The sequence below is a fragment of the Lentimonas sp. CC4 genome (genome assembly GCF_902728235.1).
In the GTDB taxonomy this organism is placed as follows: domain Bacteria; phylum Verrucomicrobiota; class Verrucomicrobiia; order Opitutales; family Coraliomargaritaceae; genus Lentimonas.
Genome location: NZ_CACVBO010000001.1, coordinates 781,177 through 798,441, shown reverse-complemented (window position 1 = coordinate 798,441; position 17,265 = coordinate 781,177). Strand labels below are relative to the sequence as shown.

The window sequence follows — 17,265 nt, the reverse complement described above, 5'->3', positions numbered from 1 at the left end:
GTTGAAAGTTGGACGTTGAAAGTTCGTGATCTCCGATCGCTCACTCTTCCTGCAGTGACTGACGATACGCCAGCGGCGCTTGCCCGAAGAACTGCTTAAACTGGCGACTGAAGAAATAGATGTCGCGGTAGCCTAGCGCCTCGGCGATTTCCCCGATTCTCAGTGTGCTGCTTTCCAGATAGCGACGTGCTTCGATCATTTTACAGTTGAGGAGAAATTGCTTGGGCGCTTGCCCCACCTCTTTGCTAAAGACGCGGTCAAAGTGTGAGCGCGACCAGCCTAGTTGCTGTGCCACTGCATTCATGGATTCGATTGCTCCCGGATTGTTCCGGATCAATTGAATCGCCTCTGCGACCTTTGGGTTGAGCAACACGTCTACGCTTGAGCGCTTCGTCGAGCACACGCGCTCAATGAGTTCATGCATCAGCCGGTGCAGCGCTTCCTCGTCTGCTCGGTTGATTGCCATGCGCATGATCACATCGATCTGTCGCTTAAATAAAGCCACCGATCCCACATCGCCTCCCAGCATGGGGAAGCCTGGCACGGCATCCATGATTGTAGCGCCGCTTAGCGGGATGAAGTGCGCCGAAAAACGGGTGATTCGATCGCCCGAGTAATGCGCGGCCGAAATACGCTGTTCCGGTGAAAAAATGAAAAACATCCCTGGGCGTAGGCGAAAGGTTTGCCCATTTGTCTCTAGATATCCATCGCCCTCCAGCACCGCCCAGAAGTTGTAGTGCGCTCGCCCGTAATCTGACTGCCACTGCCAGTGGTCGACTTCGGTGCACACATAGGGGAACCATGGGCGGTTGACTAAATGCAGCCCGTCGAAGGGGAGCTCTGAATCGATGTAGTTCATCCTGAAATGATTAAAAAATGCAAATCAATGCCGAGGCAATCCATTTATCACTATGGGCGAAGCTGCTATAATGCCGCTATGAATTCCTCAGAATACCTCCACTCTGTCTTTAATCTGGAAAACAAGGTCGCAGTCGTCATTGGCGGCACGGGCGAACTCTGCGGTGCGATGGCCGAGGGCCTCGCCGCAGCGGGCGCTGAAACGGTGCTCGTTGGTCGTAGCGAAGAAAAAGCCGCTGCGCGCCTCGCTAAAATTGAAGCCGCAGGCGGTAAAGCTTACTTTGAGAAGGTCGACGTCAATTCGAAGGCATCCATCCAAGCGCTGTTAGACAGTGTCATCGCCAAATCCGGTAAGATCGACATTTTGGTCAACGGCGCAGGCGTGAATTCGCCGACCCCCATCTTTGACATCGAGGAGGACGAGTTCGACAGTATCCTGAACACCAACTTGAAGGCCGTGCTCTTTGCCTCGCAAGTGTTCGGCAAATACCTCGTCGATCGCGGCGAAGGCGGCAGCATCATTAACATTGGTTCCATGAGTGGTATCATCCCGCTCTCGCGTGTGTTCACTTACTCGGCGACGAAGGCGGCGGTGCATAATCTCTCCAAGAACCTCGCCCGCGAATGGGCCGAGCAAAAGGTGCGCGTCAACACCATCGTCCCTGGATTCTTCCCAGCAGAGCAAAACAAGAAGGTGCTCAACCCTGAGCGTATCGCCTCGATCATGGGGCACACACCAGCCAACCGCTTTGGCGAAGCGAGCGAGCTGATCGGTGCGACACTGCTACTTGCTTCCGAGGCCGGTAGCTTCATGAACGGCGCCGAAATCGTCGTCGATGGCGGCTACGCTTCCATGACCATTTGAACGTCCAACATCGAACTTTGAACGTCCAACTTTGAATACTGAACCTTTATTTATAATCCCCGCGGCTTAGCGGCCTGTTCGAATACTTCGACGTTCGAAGTTCCACCACCTCATGAACTACTTAAACGAAAATTTCCTCCTGCCGAATGAAACCGCTGAGCGCCTCTTTCATGAGGTGGCAGCGAACCAGCCGATCATGGACTACCACTGCCACCTGCCTCCTGAGCAGCTCGCGGGCAATGTCGGCTTCTCCAATCTGTCCGACATGTGGCTCGGTGGCGATCACTACAAGTGGCGCGCCATGCGTGCCGCCGGCGAACCCGAAGCGCTCATCACTGGCAAGGACTCCAGTCCGAAAGAGAAGTTCGATGCATGGGCACGCACCGTGCCACAGGCCGTGCGCAACCCGCTGCATCATTGGACACACTTGGAGCTGAAGCGCTATTTTAACACCGACCTCGTGCTCTGCCCGAAGACGGCTGACGAGATCTGGGAACTTGCCAACGCGAAGATCGCCGAGTCGAGCTTCACGACGCAGAATATTTGCAAAGACTTCGACATTCGCGCTGTCGGCACCACCGACGATCCGATCGATAACCTTGAGCATCACATTGCATTCAACGCCAGTGGGCACATTACCAAGATGCTGCCAACCTTCCGCCCTGATAAGGCCATGATCACCACGAATGTGGCCGCGTGGAACGCTTGGACGGATCAGCTCGCCAGCAGCGCAGGCACCGCTATCGACTCTGCTGCCGCGTTGATCACCGCGCTCAAAGCACGTCACGATTATTTCCATGTAAACGGTTGCCGCCTGTCCGACCACGGCCTTGAGGCTTGCCCTTACATCGCTTGCAGCGACGCAGAGGCAGCAGCGATCTTTAACAAGCTTCGCGCTGAGCAAGCACTCGATAGCACCGAAGCCGAGCAATGGATGACCTACATCATGCAGCATGTCGCTCGCTGGAATGCTGCTCGCGGCTGGACGCTCCAATTCCATATCGGCCCGATCCGCAATAATAACACCAAGATGTTTAAGCAGCTCGGCCCCGACACTGGCTACGACTCGATGCTCGACGAGCCAGTGATCCGTAAATTCGCCGCATTTCTCGATAGCCTAGCGATCGAGGACGCACTGCCGAAATGTATCTTTTACCACATCAATCCCAACATGCTCTACGCATTGGCCACCTTGATGGGCAGCTATCAAGACGGCATCACGCCAGGCAAGATGCAACTCGGCTCAGGTTGGTGGCACGTGGATACACTCGACGGCATGCGCACTCAAATAGAGGTGCTTTCCAGTGTTGGGCTACTCTCCAAGTTCGTCGGTATGCTCACCGACTCCCGTAGCTTTCTCAGCTTCCCACGTCACGAATACTTTCGTCGCATTCTCTGTGGTATCATCGGGCAAGACGTCGAAGCCGGCCTCATCCCTGACGATGAGGAACTGCTCGATCAGCTCATCGCCGACATCTGCTACCGCAACGCACAACGCTACTTCGCCTTTCCCGGAGTCTAAGCAGCCGATAGGCTGAACTCCGCAAACTCTCATCTGCAAGTCCTGATTCTTAATTCGTAATTCTTAATTCTCCATGCGTATTCTACTCACCACCACCTCTTACCAGGATTGCCCTGGCGATCACCATGCACTCCTCGAAAGCACCGGCGCCGAAATCGTGCGCGAGCGCGGACCGCTTAGTGAAGCGCAAATGCTCGAACTCGCAGGCGACTTCGACGCCTTCCTTTGTGGCGACGACGAGATCACTCAAGCCGTGATCGATCAGTCACTGCCGAAGCTCAAGGTCATTGCGAAATACGGTATCGGCGTCGACAAGATCGACGTCGCCTACGCCACCGAGAAGCAGATCCCCGTCAGCTTCTGCCCTGGCGTGAACCACACGACAGTGTCCGAGCACGTCTTCATGTTACTGCTTGCGATTAATAAAAACTTAATCGAGCAAGCCAACACCACCGCTGCAGGCGGTTGGAAGCGTATGACTGGCCACGAAATCATGGGGAAGACCATCGGCATCATCGGCCTCGGTCGTATCGGCCGCGAAGTGGCGATCCGCGCCAACGCCTTTGGCATGAAGTGCGTCGGCTACGATCTCTACTGGCCCGAGGAATTTGCCGAAGAGCAAAACATCGAACGCGCCGATGGCGTCACACAGCTCCTGCGCGCTTCAGACGTCGTATCGCTGCACACGAACCTCACCGAGCAAACACGCGACATGATTTGCGAGGCTTCCATCAATAATATGAAAGATGGCGCGACGCTCATCAACTGTGGCCGCGGCGAACTCACCAACACAACCGACATCGCAGCTGCCCTCAACAGTGGCAAGCTTGGTGGTTACGGCGCAGATGTGCTCGACCAAGAGCCACCCCCTGCAGATCACCCGCTACTCGGTGCGAAGAACTGCATCATCACACCACACGTCGGCTCACGCACCTTCGAGAGCGTCCAACGCCAAGCCGGCATGGCCACGCAAAATCTAGTCAACCTCCTCAAGGGCGAAAAAGCATTGGCTCAAGTCAATGACGTTCCGCCCCCGGCAGCGTTGATCTAAACGTTCCTTGAACGTCGAACATCCAACATCGAACGCTGAACATTGAATAGAAAATTGCGGCACAGCCGCCTAACTGATCATTCGAAGTTCAAAGTTCAAAGTTCAAAGTTGGACGTTCAACGTTCAACGTTCGATGTTCAATGAGTCCTAATTCCTAATTCGTAATTCCTAATTCTCTAATCATGTCCGAAACATTCTACATCGTCCCCGCTGAGCAGCACAACGCGCTCGTCAAACAAGCCTATCAACACCGCGGCTACACCGCCGACGAAGCTGCGCAAGCCGCGCGCTTCTCGGAGCTCGCCTCGCATCACGGTATCCGCACGCACAACGCCATCAAGGCGCTGCACCTCGACCATCTCTTCGGTAGTGCCACTGATGGTTGCACGCCAGGTGCCGAAATCGAAAAGATCGAGTCCCGCTTCGCTGCCAGCGAAACCTGGAACGCCAACAAGAAGCTTGGCCAAGCCACTGCTTATGAAGCAGTCGACCGCGCCATCGAGCTCGCCGACAAATACGGCATCGGCCAAGTCTCCGTCGACAATGCATTCCACTACCTCTGGGGAGGTGGCTATGTGATGGAAGCCGCCAAGCGGGGCTACATCGCTTATACGAATTGCACCGCAGCGCTTGCAGAGGTTGTGCCATTCATGGGCAAGTTCCCGACGCTCGGCACCAACCCACACAGTTGGGGCTTCCCAACGACAGACGCAGTTGGCTATCCGATCGTGATCGACTGGGCGACGTCCGTGATCGCGATGGGCCGCGTGCAGCAATTTCAACGCGAAGGCGTCGCACTGCCACCCAACGCAGCAGTCGACAAAGACGGTAACCCAACCACCGACGCTAATGCGGTCAACGCACTGGTGCCATTCGGCGCGCACAAAGGCTACGGCTTGAGTCTCATCAACGAAATCGTCGGCGGCTTTATTGGCGGCAGCTTGCCGACACTCCGCAGTCGCGAGATCCCTGAAGGTGAAAAGCGCACTCCCGCATTCTATTTCCAAGTCATCCATCCCGACGCCATCAACGGTGGTGCCTTCGCCAAGGGCCGCAACCAGTCTGAAAACGTCAAAGCAGTGATCGACGACATCCTTGGGCATGGTAATGAAAATTGCCTCCTACCAGGGCAGCTCGAAGCCAAATGGGCAGAGCGCGTCGTGAAAGCCGGTGGGCTTCTCTTCTCTGCTGCCGAAATTGAAGCGTTCAATGAGATCGCAGAAGAATGTGGTGCCGCCCAATGGTCACTGTCTGAATTCAAGACCGAAGCGTAACCAGTTCATCTTTACCCAGCACCACTGTTCTGATTGTCGATTAGGGCAGTGGTGCTTTTGTTTACAATGTCTGATCGTTGCTTGTCTCTCAAACAGTGTTGAATTCGTAGGGGCTTTGCTTGCGAAGACCGCGCAAAGGCCAAACGCATCGGAAGTTGTGAAACTTTAGCTGCCTTCGCGGGTGCCGCCCCTCGACAAACTCTGGGCCTTGAGCCTGTCGAAACGGCAAGCAGCACCCCTACGCCAGATGCTTCGATTTTACAAATCACAATACTTGATGCGCGTGAGTATATTCGCCTGTGGCGTCTTGCGGAATGGCACGCTGGTGTCATACATTCATATCTATGAATGATGCCGAGACTCGCCTGCAGGAAATCAAAGACCGTGTGCTGGCCTTCGCCAAGGAGCGCGATTGGGAGCAGTTTCACAGCCCGAAAAATCTATCGATGGCGATTTCCGCCGAAGCGGCTGAGTTGATGGAGCATTTTCTTTGGCAGAGCCCCGAGCAATCGCACGTGGATGCCGAGGCAGTCAAGCTGCGCGCAAAAGTAGAGGAAGAACTTGCTGACGTCTTTATTTTTGCGATCGAGTTCGCGAATGTCACTGGAATCGACATCGCGGCGATCATTGAGAAAAAAATGAAGCGGAACGCAGAAAAATATCCGGTCGAAAAGGCGCGCGGTCGAAGTGATAAGTATACTGATTTATAGTGACTTATATGTTTTGTGGCAGCGGCTTTGAAATCTTTTCAGAAAAAACTTATAATATTTTGAACGTTTAGGCGGCTGATCCGTCTATGACTATATAATCTTTTATAAGGTTTTTTCATAAGTTTGTTGTTTGGAAAGCGTCGTCTCGAAAGAGCCGGCGCTTTTTTTGTCGGGGCAGGATGGGTTCCGCGCAAGCTGCATTTACGCCTGCCGTCAGTCTATTTCTGTTGGTGTTTCACCGCGCAAATGGCCGCGTTCAGTAGTTTTCCGAATAAAATTTAAAACTATTTTGAACGTTTAGGCCGCAGCCCCGTCTATGACTATATAATCTTTAATAAGGTTTTTTCATAAGTTTGTTGTTTGGAAAAAGCGCCGTCCCGAAAGGGAAGGCGCTTTTTTATGACAAACCTATGGCGGCCGTGTGAGCGATGCCACACGGGAGGGCCAATCTCCGAATTTGAGTTTCTTAGCTCAGCCAGACGGAGCCTGGCGTTCCTAGCTAAAGCCCGAGTTGTGCTTTGACTGTGGGCGCCTGAGCCAGTGCGGTCTGGAACTCACCGATATCGAAATCGGCTACCATAAAATCGCCGAGCACAAAAGTCGGTGTCTTAGTTTGGCCGCTGAGCTTAACCATTTGCTCCATGAAGACCTTGTTGCTACGCACTTCACGTGTTTCCAGGCGAATATTGTTTGTGCTGAAGTAGCTGAGGGCTTCTGTGCACCAAGGGCAGCCGGATTTTACGTAAAGGATCGGTGTATTCATGTCGCGCAGGTTAAACGGATCGAAGGGGGGAGTGCTACTCTAAAAGTAGAGAGAGCTTCAGTAGAAGCGCGCTTCCAGTCGCTTTCCCTCTGAATCACGCAAAAGTGACATGAGTGTCGCTTCTACGCCCCAGATACATTAAACCCCGCCTCTCAAAGAGAGGCGGGGAGTCTGTTTTTACCTTATAAGTTACCCCTAACTTAACATATGAAAAAGCCATGTGTTACATGACGCTCTAGTAGTCACGACCCCGCGCCAAGAGTTCCATACATTATTGAGTTTCTTCTAAAAACATACCCGTAATTCGCCGTCCCTTGCCGCCTGAATTAGTGCGTAATTTGGAAGAATGGTTTTTAGTCGAACTCACATATTCCAGTAAGATTCTTAAAAAGGGGACAGGCTGTAAAACTAGTTTCGAGTTTCAGTGTTATTTTGTAGCGACCACGCGCTAGCGCGGTCGATTGTGTTTCGGCATGGAACCGCAGTAATCGACACGACTGGCGTCGTATCGCTACTACGGCTGTCTACATTTTGGGGTTCATTAACCCAAATAATTAACCAAACCCAAACAATTAACCAGGCTATAAGAATGAGAGAGTCGCTGGACTTTTTTGAATAGTTGGTTTCGTTCTGATCTATGAAGGTGCGACGCACTAAAGTTCAGGGCAGGGATGCGGTTTACCATTGTATGACACGCGTGGTGAATGGGGAGCGCTTGTTTAAGGATCGCGAAAAGGAAATGCTGCGTAAGATGATCTGGCAGGTGGCGGACTTCTGCGGGGTGCAAGTCCTTACCTATTGTGTGTTGTCGAACCATTTTCATGTGCTGTTGCGTGTTCCGGATCGGCAAAAGGTTGACGATAAAGAGCTGATGCGGCGCTACCAGGTGCTCTACCCAAAGCCTACGAAGTATCAGGCTGAATCGGTCAAAGTGCTGACCTCCAAGCTGGAGGCTGACTCTGAAGATGCGCAGCAATTACGCGCAAAACTGCTGGCTCGTATGGGAGATGTCTCTGAATACATGAAGGCGGTGAAGCAGCGCTTCTCTGTGTGGTTTAATCGTAATCATCAGCGTTACGGCACCTTGTGGGCGGACCGTTTTAAGTCGGTGCTAGTCGAGGGGCAGGGGAATCCGCTGCAAACGATGGCAGCCTATATTGACCTTAACCCTGTGCGTGCGGGAATCGTTAAAGACCTGAAGGATTATCGTTTCTGTGGCTATGCAGAGGCGGTGGCCCATTCGACAAGCTCAGGGCAGGCGGGCGCGGCGGCGCGTGGCCTGGTTGCGATTTGGACAGACCGTGGTGCGAAGCGTATCGACTCGGCCTTGCAAGCGCACCGTTCGTTGATCTTTGGGAAGCGTGGCGCGGATGCGGGATTGCCGGAGATGACGCGTCAGCAGGCCTTGAAGGTGCTAGACGCAGACGGGCAGTTACCAAAAGCGGCCATGCTGCGCTGCCGTGTGCGCTATTTTACTGACGGAGCGATTTTGGGTTCTGCAGAGTTTGTGCGTGGCTTTACGGGAGCATGGCAAATGGAGCGTGGGCGAAAGCACCCTCCGAAGGTGAATGCGATGCGCGGTGATTGGGGCGGCCTTGCTGTCATTCAGGGTCTGCGTAAACAGGTCTTTGGGTGAATGCTCGATCGATGGGGGCGGCACTGTCTTATCATAAAAAAGCCCCGGCGTGTGAACACCGAGGCTTTGGAAATACTGTAGATCGTCGCTGGACTACAGCCTGCGAATCTTAAAGATGTGCGCTGGGCGCTGGTGCGGGTTGATCTTCACGAAGTTGCGAGAGCCTTGCCAGGTGTATTCCGCTTCAAATGGATCGTAGAGATCGCGGACGGTGAATCCGTCGTGCTCCCCGAGGCCGAGGTGGTCGAGTGGCAGGTAGACGAAGCCGCTCTGCGTGTTTTCCCAGTCCATGTTGACGATGACGAGGATTTGATCGGTGCGATCCCAGTTCTGCTTGATGTAGCAGAGGAAGTGCGGGTTGTCGGTGTCGGCAAAGGTGACGTTGAACGTGCGTTGCAAGGCCGGATGCGTGTTGCGGATGGCATTGATGCGGGCGATCTCGTTTTTGAGGTTGCCTGGCTTGTCCCAGTCCCACTGCTTGAGCTCGTATTTCTCGCTGTTGTTATTCTCTTCTTTGCCGGGGAAGGGCTCGAAGTCCATCAACTCATACGCTGGGCCGTAGATGCCCATGTTGGAGGAGAGAGTGGCGGCGAGCACGTAGCGGCCTAGATAGGCGGCGCGGCTGTTGACCTGTAAGTCGGCGTGCAGGATGTCCGGCGTGTTTGGCCAGAAGTTGGGCCAGAAGTAGTCTTTGGTCTCCGATTGTGTGAGCTCCGTTACATATTCACGCATCTCAGAGGGCGAGTTGCGCCATGTGAAATAAGTGTAGCCGTGAGTGAAGCCTGCCTTGGCTAGGTTGTGTGTGCGCTTCGGGCGTGTGAACGCTTCGGCGAGGAACATGACCTCGGGGTGTGCGGCTTTGACTTCCAAAATACACCAGTTCCAGAATTGGAAAGACTTGGTGTGTGGGTTGTCGATGCGGAAGACTTTAACGCCGACGCTGATCCAGTAATCGAATACGGACTTCAGCTCTAGCCATAGGTTTTCCCAGTCGTCGCTCTCGAAGTTGATCGGGAGAATGTCTTGATACTTCTTGGGCGGGTTTTCTGCATATTGGCAGGTGCCGTCTGGGCGCCACTTGAACCATTGTGGGTGTTCTTTGACCCACGGGTGGTCCGGGGAGCATTGGAAAGCGATGTCCATTGCGACTTCGATCTCGTAGTCAGCTGCGGCATCGATGAAGGATTTGAAATCGTCGAGTGTGCCGAGTTCGGACAAGATGTCCTTATGTCCGCCAGTCGATGCGCCGATTGCCCAAGGGCTGCCGACGTCGGTGTCGGTTGGAGTGAGTGTGTTGTTCTTGCCCTTGCGGAAGGCATGACCGATCGGGTGGATCGGCGGAAAGTAAACGATGTTGAAGCCCATGCGGTCGATTTCGAAGAGGCGGTTCTTGGCGTCTTCGAAGGTGCCGTGTGTGTTGGTGTCAGGGCCGCAGGAGCGTGGGAAGTATTCATACCACGTGCTGAAAGCCGCGAGCTCGCGCTCAATTAAGAGCAGGTGGATCGGCGTCTTGGTCGCACGGCTCTCGTCAAAGGTGCGTGAGACTAGCCAACGTAGCTCGTCGCTATGGGCAGCGTCGATCCGTTCGCGCACGTTGCGCTCGGTGTTTTTGAGTGCGTTGCCGAAGCCTTTGAGGCGCACTTTTTCGTCGCCAGTGGCGCGTTTGGCGGCTTCGAGCACGATATCGCCACCGATTAGGAGTTCGAGGTCGGGTGCTTGGCCGTCGGCAAGCTTACGATTGAATCCGTGTTTCCAAGATGCGAAGTGATCGACCGCGGACATGACGCAGTATTCATACAACCCGATTTCCCATGGTTGCAGGGTGTGGGTCCATTCGTCATTCCCTGCTTCGTGCATGGGGGTCTTGATCCATTCTTTGGCGCCTTTGCGGCGGTGGCAGAAGTCGACCGTGATGAGGTCGTGACTGTCGGTGAAGGCGTGCACGCGGAATTCTTGCGCATCGCCAATCACTCGCTTGAGTGGATATTTCTCTGCTTCGAGGGCAGGGGTGAGGGTGTCGACGACGACGCGGTTGCGCCCGTTGAATTTTTTAAGCGAACTCATGGATGGTAGAGGTGGGAGGCCTGAGACTTGAGGGCTGAGGTGAGAGATTTGTAAAGTTACTTTTGATCAATTAGCTCTTGGTAGAGCGCCTGTGTTTGCTTGGCGATGGATGCCCAGCTGAAGTGGTCGATTGCGCGTTGGCGCCCGGCTTTGCCGAAGGCTTCGCGTTTTTCGGGGTCATCCATAAGGCGGTTGATTTGATGTGCTAGATCTTCAGCAAATGCCTCGGGTTTGAGTGGGCTGAAGGGGCTTTCGTGGCTCTGGGCGAGTGGCACGAGGTAGCCTGTTTCGTCATGCACGACGACTTCGGGGATGCCGCCGACTGCTGAGCCGACGACTGGCGTTTCGCAGGCCATGGCTTCGAGGTTTATGATGCCGAAGGGCTCATACACAGATGGGCAGCAGAAGACGGCTGCGCCGGAATAGAGTTTGATGACGGTGGGCTTGTCGACCATTTCGTCGATCCAGAAGATGCCGTCGCGTGTCTTCTTGGCTTCGTTGATCGCAACTTTCATTTCTTCCGCAATCTCAGGGGTGTCGGGTGCACCCGCACAGAGCACGATCTGATAGCCGGGGTGCATGTGTTTGATGGCTTCGACGAGGTGGATAATGCCCTTCTGGCGAGTGATGCGGCCGACGAATAGCACGTAGGGTTGTTCTTTATCGATGCCAAAGCGCTCTAGGGCTTCGGTCGCGTCCTGCTTATAATATTCGTCGGGATCGATGCCGTTGTAGATGATGTGAAGCTTGGCGGGATCGACGTTGAAGTTTTGCATGACGTCGGCCTTGGTGCCTTCGGATACGCAGATGACGGCGTCGGCCATTTCAATGGCTGTCTTTTCGACCCAGCTGCTGCAGTCGTAACCGCCGCCGAGCTGCTCGCGCTTCCATGGGCGTAGTGGCTCTAGGGAGTGTGCGGTGACAACGAGAGGGATGCCGTAGTTGAGCTTCGAAAGGATGCCAGCCATGTGGGTATACCACGTGTGGCAGTGCACGATCTCGGCGTCGTTGCCATCTGTGTTGAAATCGAGGCCTTGCTGAAGGCAGCTGAACACGCTTTGCAGTTTCTTGGGGCAGGTGTAGTCGCTCTTGTCGACTTGGTAGCCTTTGGCAGTCAAGGTGGGCTCTTTGATATCCTGATCGCCGAAACAGCGGACATCGACTTCCATTAACTTGGCCAGTTCACGGGTTAGGTAGTCCACATGGACACCTGCGCCGCCATAAATATTGGGAGGGAATTCGTTCGTGTAGATCAGGCTTTTCATAAGTAGAAGAGGAATGCCGACGATCTGGGTTGTGGGCAATTCAAATCAGTGGGGTGAACGCTCTATACCTCTTTCCTTGCCAAGTGTCTTTTTCGGCTAGCATCTTTTCGAGAAAGTTCAGCATTTGGTCGTTGCGCAGATTCCATTGAATCGGCGTGAGGTTGTCGGCCGGTGGGGCTTCGCTGAAGAAGCGCTCGATTACGAAGTTCGGATTGAGTCGCTCAATGAAGCGGATGATGAGGTCTATGTATTCGTCTAGCTCGTAGAATTTGAAGTCCTGCGGGTTGCGCTCGTAGTCGGTGACCATTGCGGTGCCACGGATGAGTTGCAGTTGGTGGAACTTGATAGTGTTGAGCGGAAGCTTAGAGAGCATCTCAGCTTCGGCGAGGAGCATGTCCTCGGTCTCGCTTGGTAGGCCGAGGATCATGTGGGTGCCGACTTTGATGCCGTAGGAGGCGGTGAGTTCTATGGCATCGACGGCTTGTTGGTAGTTGTGTCCACGGTTGATGCGCTTGAGCGTGGCATCGTAGCAGCTCTCGATGCCGATCTCTAGGATTACGTAGTGTGTCTGGGCGAGCTCGCGGAAGTATTTGAGCTTTTCTTCGTCGATACAGTCGGGGCGTGTGCCGATGACTAGGCCGATCACGCCGGGCACGCTCAGTGCTTCGCTGAAGAGCTCTTTTAACTTTGCCAGAGGGGCGTGGGTGTTGGTGAACGCCTGAAAGTAGGCAAGGTATTTACCGGGGTTGTGGTAGCGCTTTCTATGGAACTCGGTGCCTTCGTTGATTTGCTGAGTGATTGATTTCTCAGGGTCGCAGTAGGAGGGGTTGAAGGAGCGGTTGTCGCAAAAGGTGCAACCGCCGTAGGCGACAGTGCCGTCGCGGTTGGGGCAACTAAAGCCTGCGTCGATCGAGACTTTCTGAACGCGTTGCCCGAAGGTTCTCTTGAAATATTGCGGGTAGGCGTTGAAGCGCCGTTCGTGGTTCCACGGATACATAGGCGGCGGAGCCTTGAACGTTGAACATCGAACGTCGAACTTTGAACGTTGAACAGGGTTGATATGATCTCGGCTTGGCGAAGGTATTAGCGAAGGCGCAGTGATTCATTTAATCGTTCAGCGTCCAAGGCTGAGCGATTGAATGGATCACAGCTTGTTTGGCGCGTGGGAGTGTGCCGAGTGTGATTTTTACAGGCAGGAATGCCTGTGTCACTTAGTTTTCGTCGTCGCTGATGCCGAGGTTGTGCTGCGTTTCTGGGAATTCGCTGAGTTCGGCGAGGAATTCATCGACTGAAAAGTCGGCTACGACGAAGTCGTCATATTCAAAGGTCGGCACTTTAGTTTGGCCGCTGATCGCAACCATCGCGTCCATATCTTTGGCATTTTCGGACACATCGCGGATGTCAAGATCGACTCCTTGAGTGTTGAAGAACGAGAGCGCTTCACGGCACCATGGGCAGCCGGATTTGACGTAGAGGATTGGCTTTTTTATACGACTCATAACTAAGTTTAAATATTAGTCGGTTAGGTTGTGCTGACAACGTAAATTGCGACTTTTCAATACTTTAATTTAACACTATTGCCTTCACTGGCAAAACCTTATATAAGCGCCACTCGCACGTTGCTCGGTTGCTGCAAAGAGAACGATGGGTTCGTCTATCTTCGTGGCATCTCCGCGGGCGCGTCATGGTGCTGGGGCATCTGGAATGGGACTGACTGGAGCGCGGCGCTATCGGCCTGACAGAAAAGAAGATGGGGCAATCTGCTTCTTTTCGTTGCAATTCGGTGCGAGTGAAATTTACTGCTCCGCTTTTCCTATGAAAATACTAATCGCAGACCGTATCTCTCCCATTGGTGTTGATTTGTTCAAAGCTGAAGCAGGCTTTGAAGTGATCGAAGCTTATGGCTCCACTCCTGAGCAGCTCCTTGAAATCGTTAAGGACGTTGATGCGATTGCATTGCGCTCCGACACACGTGTGACTGCTGAGGTCGTCGCCGCTGCGCCGAAGCTCAAGGTTGTCGGTCGTGCCGGTGTCGGTGTCGACAATATCGATATCGAAGCTGCTACAGACGGCGGCGTGATCGTCATGAACACGCCAACTGGTAACACGCTGGCGACTGCCGAGCTGACTTTCACGCACATGCTCGCTGGCACACGTCCGATCGTGCAAGCTGCTGCAAGCATGACAGCTGGTCGCTGGGATCGTAAACTTTACACAGGTTCCGAGCTGAACGGTAAGACGCTCGGTGTCCTCGGAATGGGGCGTATCGGTGCGGAAGTGGCTAAGCGCGCACAAGCGTTTAACATGACTGTGCTCGGCTATGATCCGTATTTGACAGAGTCGCGTGCGAAGACGCTCGGCGTGAAGCAGGCCACTCTCGACGAAGTGATCGAGCAAGCTGACTACATCACTGTGCACATGCCACTTACAAAAGACACGAAGCACATGCTCGATGCAGATGCTTTCGGTCGCATGAAGGATGGCGTTCGCGTTTTCAATTGCGCTCGTGGTGGTATCATTGACGAAGCTGCTTTGATCGAAGCGTTGAACTCTGGTAAAGTCGCAGCCGCTGGCCTCGACGTTTACGAAGACGAGCCGCCGGCTGAAGATAGCCCGCTACGTCAGATTAAGAATCTAGTGCTCACACCGCACCTCGGTGCATCGACTCAAGAAGCGCAGGAGAATGTTGGTATCGATGTGGCGAAGCAAATGATCGAAGCCCTCAAGGGTGAGATGGTTCGCAATGCGCTCAACATGCCATCGCTTGATCCGAAGGCACTCGAACAGCTCGCTCCTTACATGACTTTGGGTGAGAAACTCGGCACATTCTCTCAGCAAATGGCTCCAGAGTCTGTTGAGAAGATTACGATCCGCTACTTCGGTAAGATCACTGAGCTCGACACGCTTCCGCTCACATATGCGATCCAACGCGGTTACCTGCGTGACATCTCTGAGAATGTGAACGACGTGAATGCGCCGAAGAAGATTGCTCGCCTTGGTATCATCACCGAGCAGGTGAAGACTTCCGTGCACGCTGAATTCACTGAACTCGTCGAAGTTGAGGTCACCTGCAAGGGCGGCAAGACGCGCACGATCGGTGGCACATTGGTTGGTAAAAACCAGACTCCACGTATCGTCACACTCGACGGGCATGGTGTTGAGGTCAGCACCGATGCAACGCTGCTGGTTCTGAAGAACAAGGACGTTCCTGGTATCGTCGGTTTCATCGGGGTAACACTCGGCGAGGACAAGGTGAACATCGCCAACATGTCGCTCAGCCGCGACCAAGGCGAAGGTTATGCAGTGAGTGTCTTCGAGCTTGATAGCGCACCATCTGAGGTCGCTGCCAAGAAGATCACTGAAAATCCTGCGATCGAGAAGTATCGCGTGATTCGTCTATAAGCGTATTATTTAATCAGCCGCAGGGTGCGCGCTGGACGCAGGGAATGATTCTCTGTTGCCATCGCGCGCTCTGCGGTTTTTTTATGCCATCCTATTATGAGCAGTCTCAACATCGCACTCGTTTCCATTGTCGGCTATCTGCTCGGCGCTATTAGTTTTGCCGTGATCGTCGCCCGAAGTCAGGGTGTGGATATCTTGAAATATGGTAGCGGCAACCCTGGTGCCACGAATGTGACGCGCGCGCTGGGCTCAAAGTTTGGCAATATTGTCTTTGCCTGCGACGCGCTCAAGGGGGGCATTGCTGCAGGCTGGCCTTTGTTTTACTATGGTGGCGATCTTGGCCTGAAGCTTGGTATCATTGGGCTCATTGCATCAATCATTGGTCATAGCTTTTCGGTCTTTTTGAAATTCAAAGGCGGCAAGGGTGTGGCTACCACTATGGGGGGATTGGTTGCGCTCATGCCGGTGGTATTGTTGATCGGTGTGGCTGTGTGGGCGGCGATTTTCTTTACTACAAAATTGGTAGCTGTCGCCTCCATGTCGTTTGCTGTGAGTCTCGCAGTGAGTGCTTACTTCCTGTATGGGGCTGCCGATCCGCGCTTTACGCTTGGCTTGGTGTTGGCGGTGTTGATCGTCGTGCGTCACCGTTCGAACATCGTTCGGATGTTTCAGGGCACTGAGAATAGTTTTAAAAAATAGCACAGCGGGCGCAATGAGTTGACGAGCTTCGGGGGGTTAGTTTTGATCCGTAGCGTTATGCTTTCACGTCTGTTATATGTTTCGTCCGCTTTTGTGAGCCTGTTTCTTTTTGCTGCGTGTTCTGATACGCCGTCTAAACCAGTCGCTGCGCCCAAGCCTGCAGCTGCGGCAAAGTCAGTCGCAAAGACTGCGGGTGTTTTGAAGCTCGATGGCCTGCCGCCTGAGAGTGTGAGTGCTGCGGAGGTGATTATTGTCTCTGAGTTGAGTGCTGACGCTCGGAAGCGGATCTCGCGCCAGCGCGAGCTGTTTGAATACAAAATTACAGGACAGACGGAAGGTGGGGCAGCGGTCAGTGCGATTCCTGATGTCGCGCCTGCAGATGCCGTGAAGCTCGATGCTGCGATGCGTGCGTTAAAGGGGCAGTTTCCTGCGGTGTTGGTGATGGATGTCGATTTAGGGAACAATCGGCTACGTAAATTCCAAAGTGATAGTGGGCTGCATCAGGAGTATAAATATCTGTTTAGCTCGTTGAAGTGGGATAATCTGGAGCGTGGGCTGAAGTTTATTAGCGAGAAGATGGAGACGTCTAATCAGGAGATTTTGGCTGCGGGGGAAAAGGCAGATGATGACGGCTATCGTCAGGCTGAGGCGAACATCGCTTGGTTGAAGTCGGTGCGGTCCTATTTCGCGGAGTATTTCGCTTTAGCCACTGATTACCACGAGGCGAAGGATCGCTATATTGATGCGCAAACGGTAGATCAGGATCCGACCGATTGGGATACGTATGCTGCCATGTATGCGCATATGTTGATCATGGATACTTCAGAGCATATTTTGGGCTCTGGCTTTGCGGCAGAGGATGGCTCATTCGAGGTAAAGGGGCACGGTATCATGATCGTCCGTGTGGAGTTGGGGGTCGTCTCGGCGTATTTCTTACCCGGCTCGGGCACCGAGGAGCGCGTGCGGATCGACGACTTAAGGCAGTTCTAGTGCTAGGCCTCCTATTTGGGGTGAGCTCGATGCGACAGGCAGGAATGTCTGTTTCACACTTGAAACTTTGCAGGCCTCATATTGTGTGGAGCGTTTCGCGCATGGCGGATCGAGTGCTCTGGTTCTTCTGACTCGTTGCTTCACTCACACTCTCACTTTTACTCTC

General features: G+C 53.7%; 15 protein-coding genes. 9 read left to right on the top strand and 6 right to left on the bottom strand.

Annotated elements, in window-relative coordinates; all coding sequences use genetic code 11:
• Positions 1-40: 40 nt before the first annotated feature.
• Positions 41-859 (bottom strand): AraC family transcriptional regulator, encoded by an 819-nt coding sequence (locus tag GZZ87_RS03540; RefSeq protein ID WP_162027396.1) that lies wholly within the window; start codon positions 857-859, stop codon positions 41-43.
• Positions 860-937: 78 nt separating this feature from the next.
• Here GZZ87_RS03540 and GZZ87_RS03535 point away from each other — a divergent pair, with 78 nt between their 5' ends.
• The 5 genes from GZZ87_RS03535 (at position 938) to GZZ87_RS03515 (ending at position 6,280) form a co-directional block, all read left to right on the top strand.
• Positions 938-1,723, top strand: coding sequence for an SDR family oxidoreductase (locus GZZ87_RS03535; RefSeq protein WP_162027395.1), 786 nt, complete (start codon positions 938-940; stop codon positions 1,721-1,723).
• Positions 1,724-1,835: 112 nt separating this feature from the next.
• Complete coding sequence (uxaC, locus tag GZZ87_RS03530) at positions 1,836-3,245, top strand: glucuronate isomerase (RefSeq protein ID WP_162027394.1); 1,410 nt, start codon at positions 1,836-1,838, stop codon at positions 3,243-3,245.
• Between the two features lie 73 nt (positions 3,246-3,318).
• Entirely contained in the window at positions 3,319-4,296 is a 978-nt protein-coding gene (locus tag GZZ87_RS03525; protein ID WP_162027393.1) for an NAD(P)-dependent oxidoreductase, read from the top strand.
• Positions 4,297-4,478: 182 nt separating this feature from the next.
• A complete protein-coding gene (locus GZZ87_RS03520; RefSeq protein WP_162027392.1) occupies positions 4,479-5,570 on the top strand; it encodes an Ldh family oxidoreductase in 1,092 nt (363 codons plus the stop codon).
• Between the two features lie 344 nt (positions 5,571-5,914).
• Positions 5,915-6,280: a nucleotide pyrophosphohydrolase gene (locus GZZ87_RS03515; RefSeq protein WP_162027391.1), complete on the top strand. Its 366-nt coding sequence runs from the start codon at positions 5,915-5,917 to the stop codon at positions 6,278-6,280.
• Between the two features lie 499 nt (positions 6,281-6,779).
• Here GZZ87_RS03515 and GZZ87_RS03510 read toward each other — a convergent pair whose 3' ends face one another.
• Positions 6,780-7,043 (bottom strand): glutaredoxin domain-containing protein, encoded by a 264-nt coding sequence (locus GZZ87_RS03510; protein WP_162027390.1) that lies wholly within the window; start codon positions 7,041-7,043, stop codon positions 6,780-6,782.
• Positions 7,044-7,680: 637 nt separating this feature from the next.
• On the opposite strand from GZZ87_RS03510, the gene GZZ87_RS03505 reads away from it, so the two are divergent.
• Entirely contained in the window at positions 7,681-8,679 is a 999-nt protein-coding gene (locus GZZ87_RS03505) for a transposase (RefSeq protein ID WP_162027389.1), read from the top strand.
• A gap of 93 nt (positions 8,680-8,772) precedes the next feature.
• Here the strand turns inward: GZZ87_RS03505 and GZZ87_RS03500 are convergent, their stop codons facing one another.
• From GZZ87_RS03500 to GZZ87_RS03485, 4 genes are all read right to left on the bottom strand, one after another.
• Complete coding sequence (locus GZZ87_RS03500) at positions 8,773-10,743, bottom strand: alpha-1,4-glucan--maltose-1-phosphate maltosyltransferase (protein ID WP_162027388.1); 1,971 nt, start codon at positions 10,741-10,743, stop codon at positions 8,773-8,775.
• A gap of 56 nt (positions 10,744-10,799) precedes the next feature.
• On the bottom strand, positions 10,800-12,008 hold the full coding sequence (gene glgA / locus GZZ87_RS03495; RefSeq protein WP_162027387.1) for a glycogen synthase: 1,209 nt from the start codon (positions 12,006-12,008) through the stop codon (positions 10,800-10,802).
• Between the two features lie 40 nt (positions 12,009-12,048).
• On the bottom strand, positions 12,049-13,005 hold the full coding sequence (locus GZZ87_RS03490; protein ID WP_162027386.1) for a TIGR01212 family radical SAM protein: 957 nt from the start codon (positions 13,003-13,005) through the stop codon (positions 12,049-12,051).
• Between the two features lie 214 nt (positions 13,006-13,219).
• Positions 13,220-13,507, bottom strand: coding sequence for a glutaredoxin family protein (locus GZZ87_RS03485; protein WP_162027385.1), 288 nt, complete (start codon positions 13,505-13,507; stop codon positions 13,220-13,222).
• A gap of 316 nt (positions 13,508-13,823) precedes the next feature.
• Here GZZ87_RS03485 and serA point away from each other — a divergent pair, with 316 nt between their 5' ends.
• From serA to GZZ87_RS03470, 3 genes are all read left to right on the top strand, one after another.
• A complete protein-coding gene (gene serA, locus GZZ87_RS03480; RefSeq protein ID WP_162027384.1) occupies positions 13,824-15,410 on the top strand; it encodes a phosphoglycerate dehydrogenase in 1,587 nt (528 codons plus the stop codon).
• 96 nt (positions 15,411-15,506) lie between these two features.
• Positions 15,507-16,109, top strand: a complete 603-nt coding sequence (gene plsY, locus GZZ87_RS03475; protein ID WP_162027383.1) for a glycerol-3-phosphate 1-O-acyltransferase PlsY — start codon at positions 15,507-15,509, stop codon at positions 16,107-16,109.
• 93 nt (positions 16,110-16,202) lie between these two features.
• Complete coding sequence (locus tag GZZ87_RS03470; RefSeq protein WP_162027382.1) at positions 16,203-17,099, top strand: hypothetical protein; 897 nt, start codon at positions 16,203-16,205, stop codon at positions 17,097-17,099.
• Positions 17,100-17,265 lie beyond the last annotated feature (166 nt).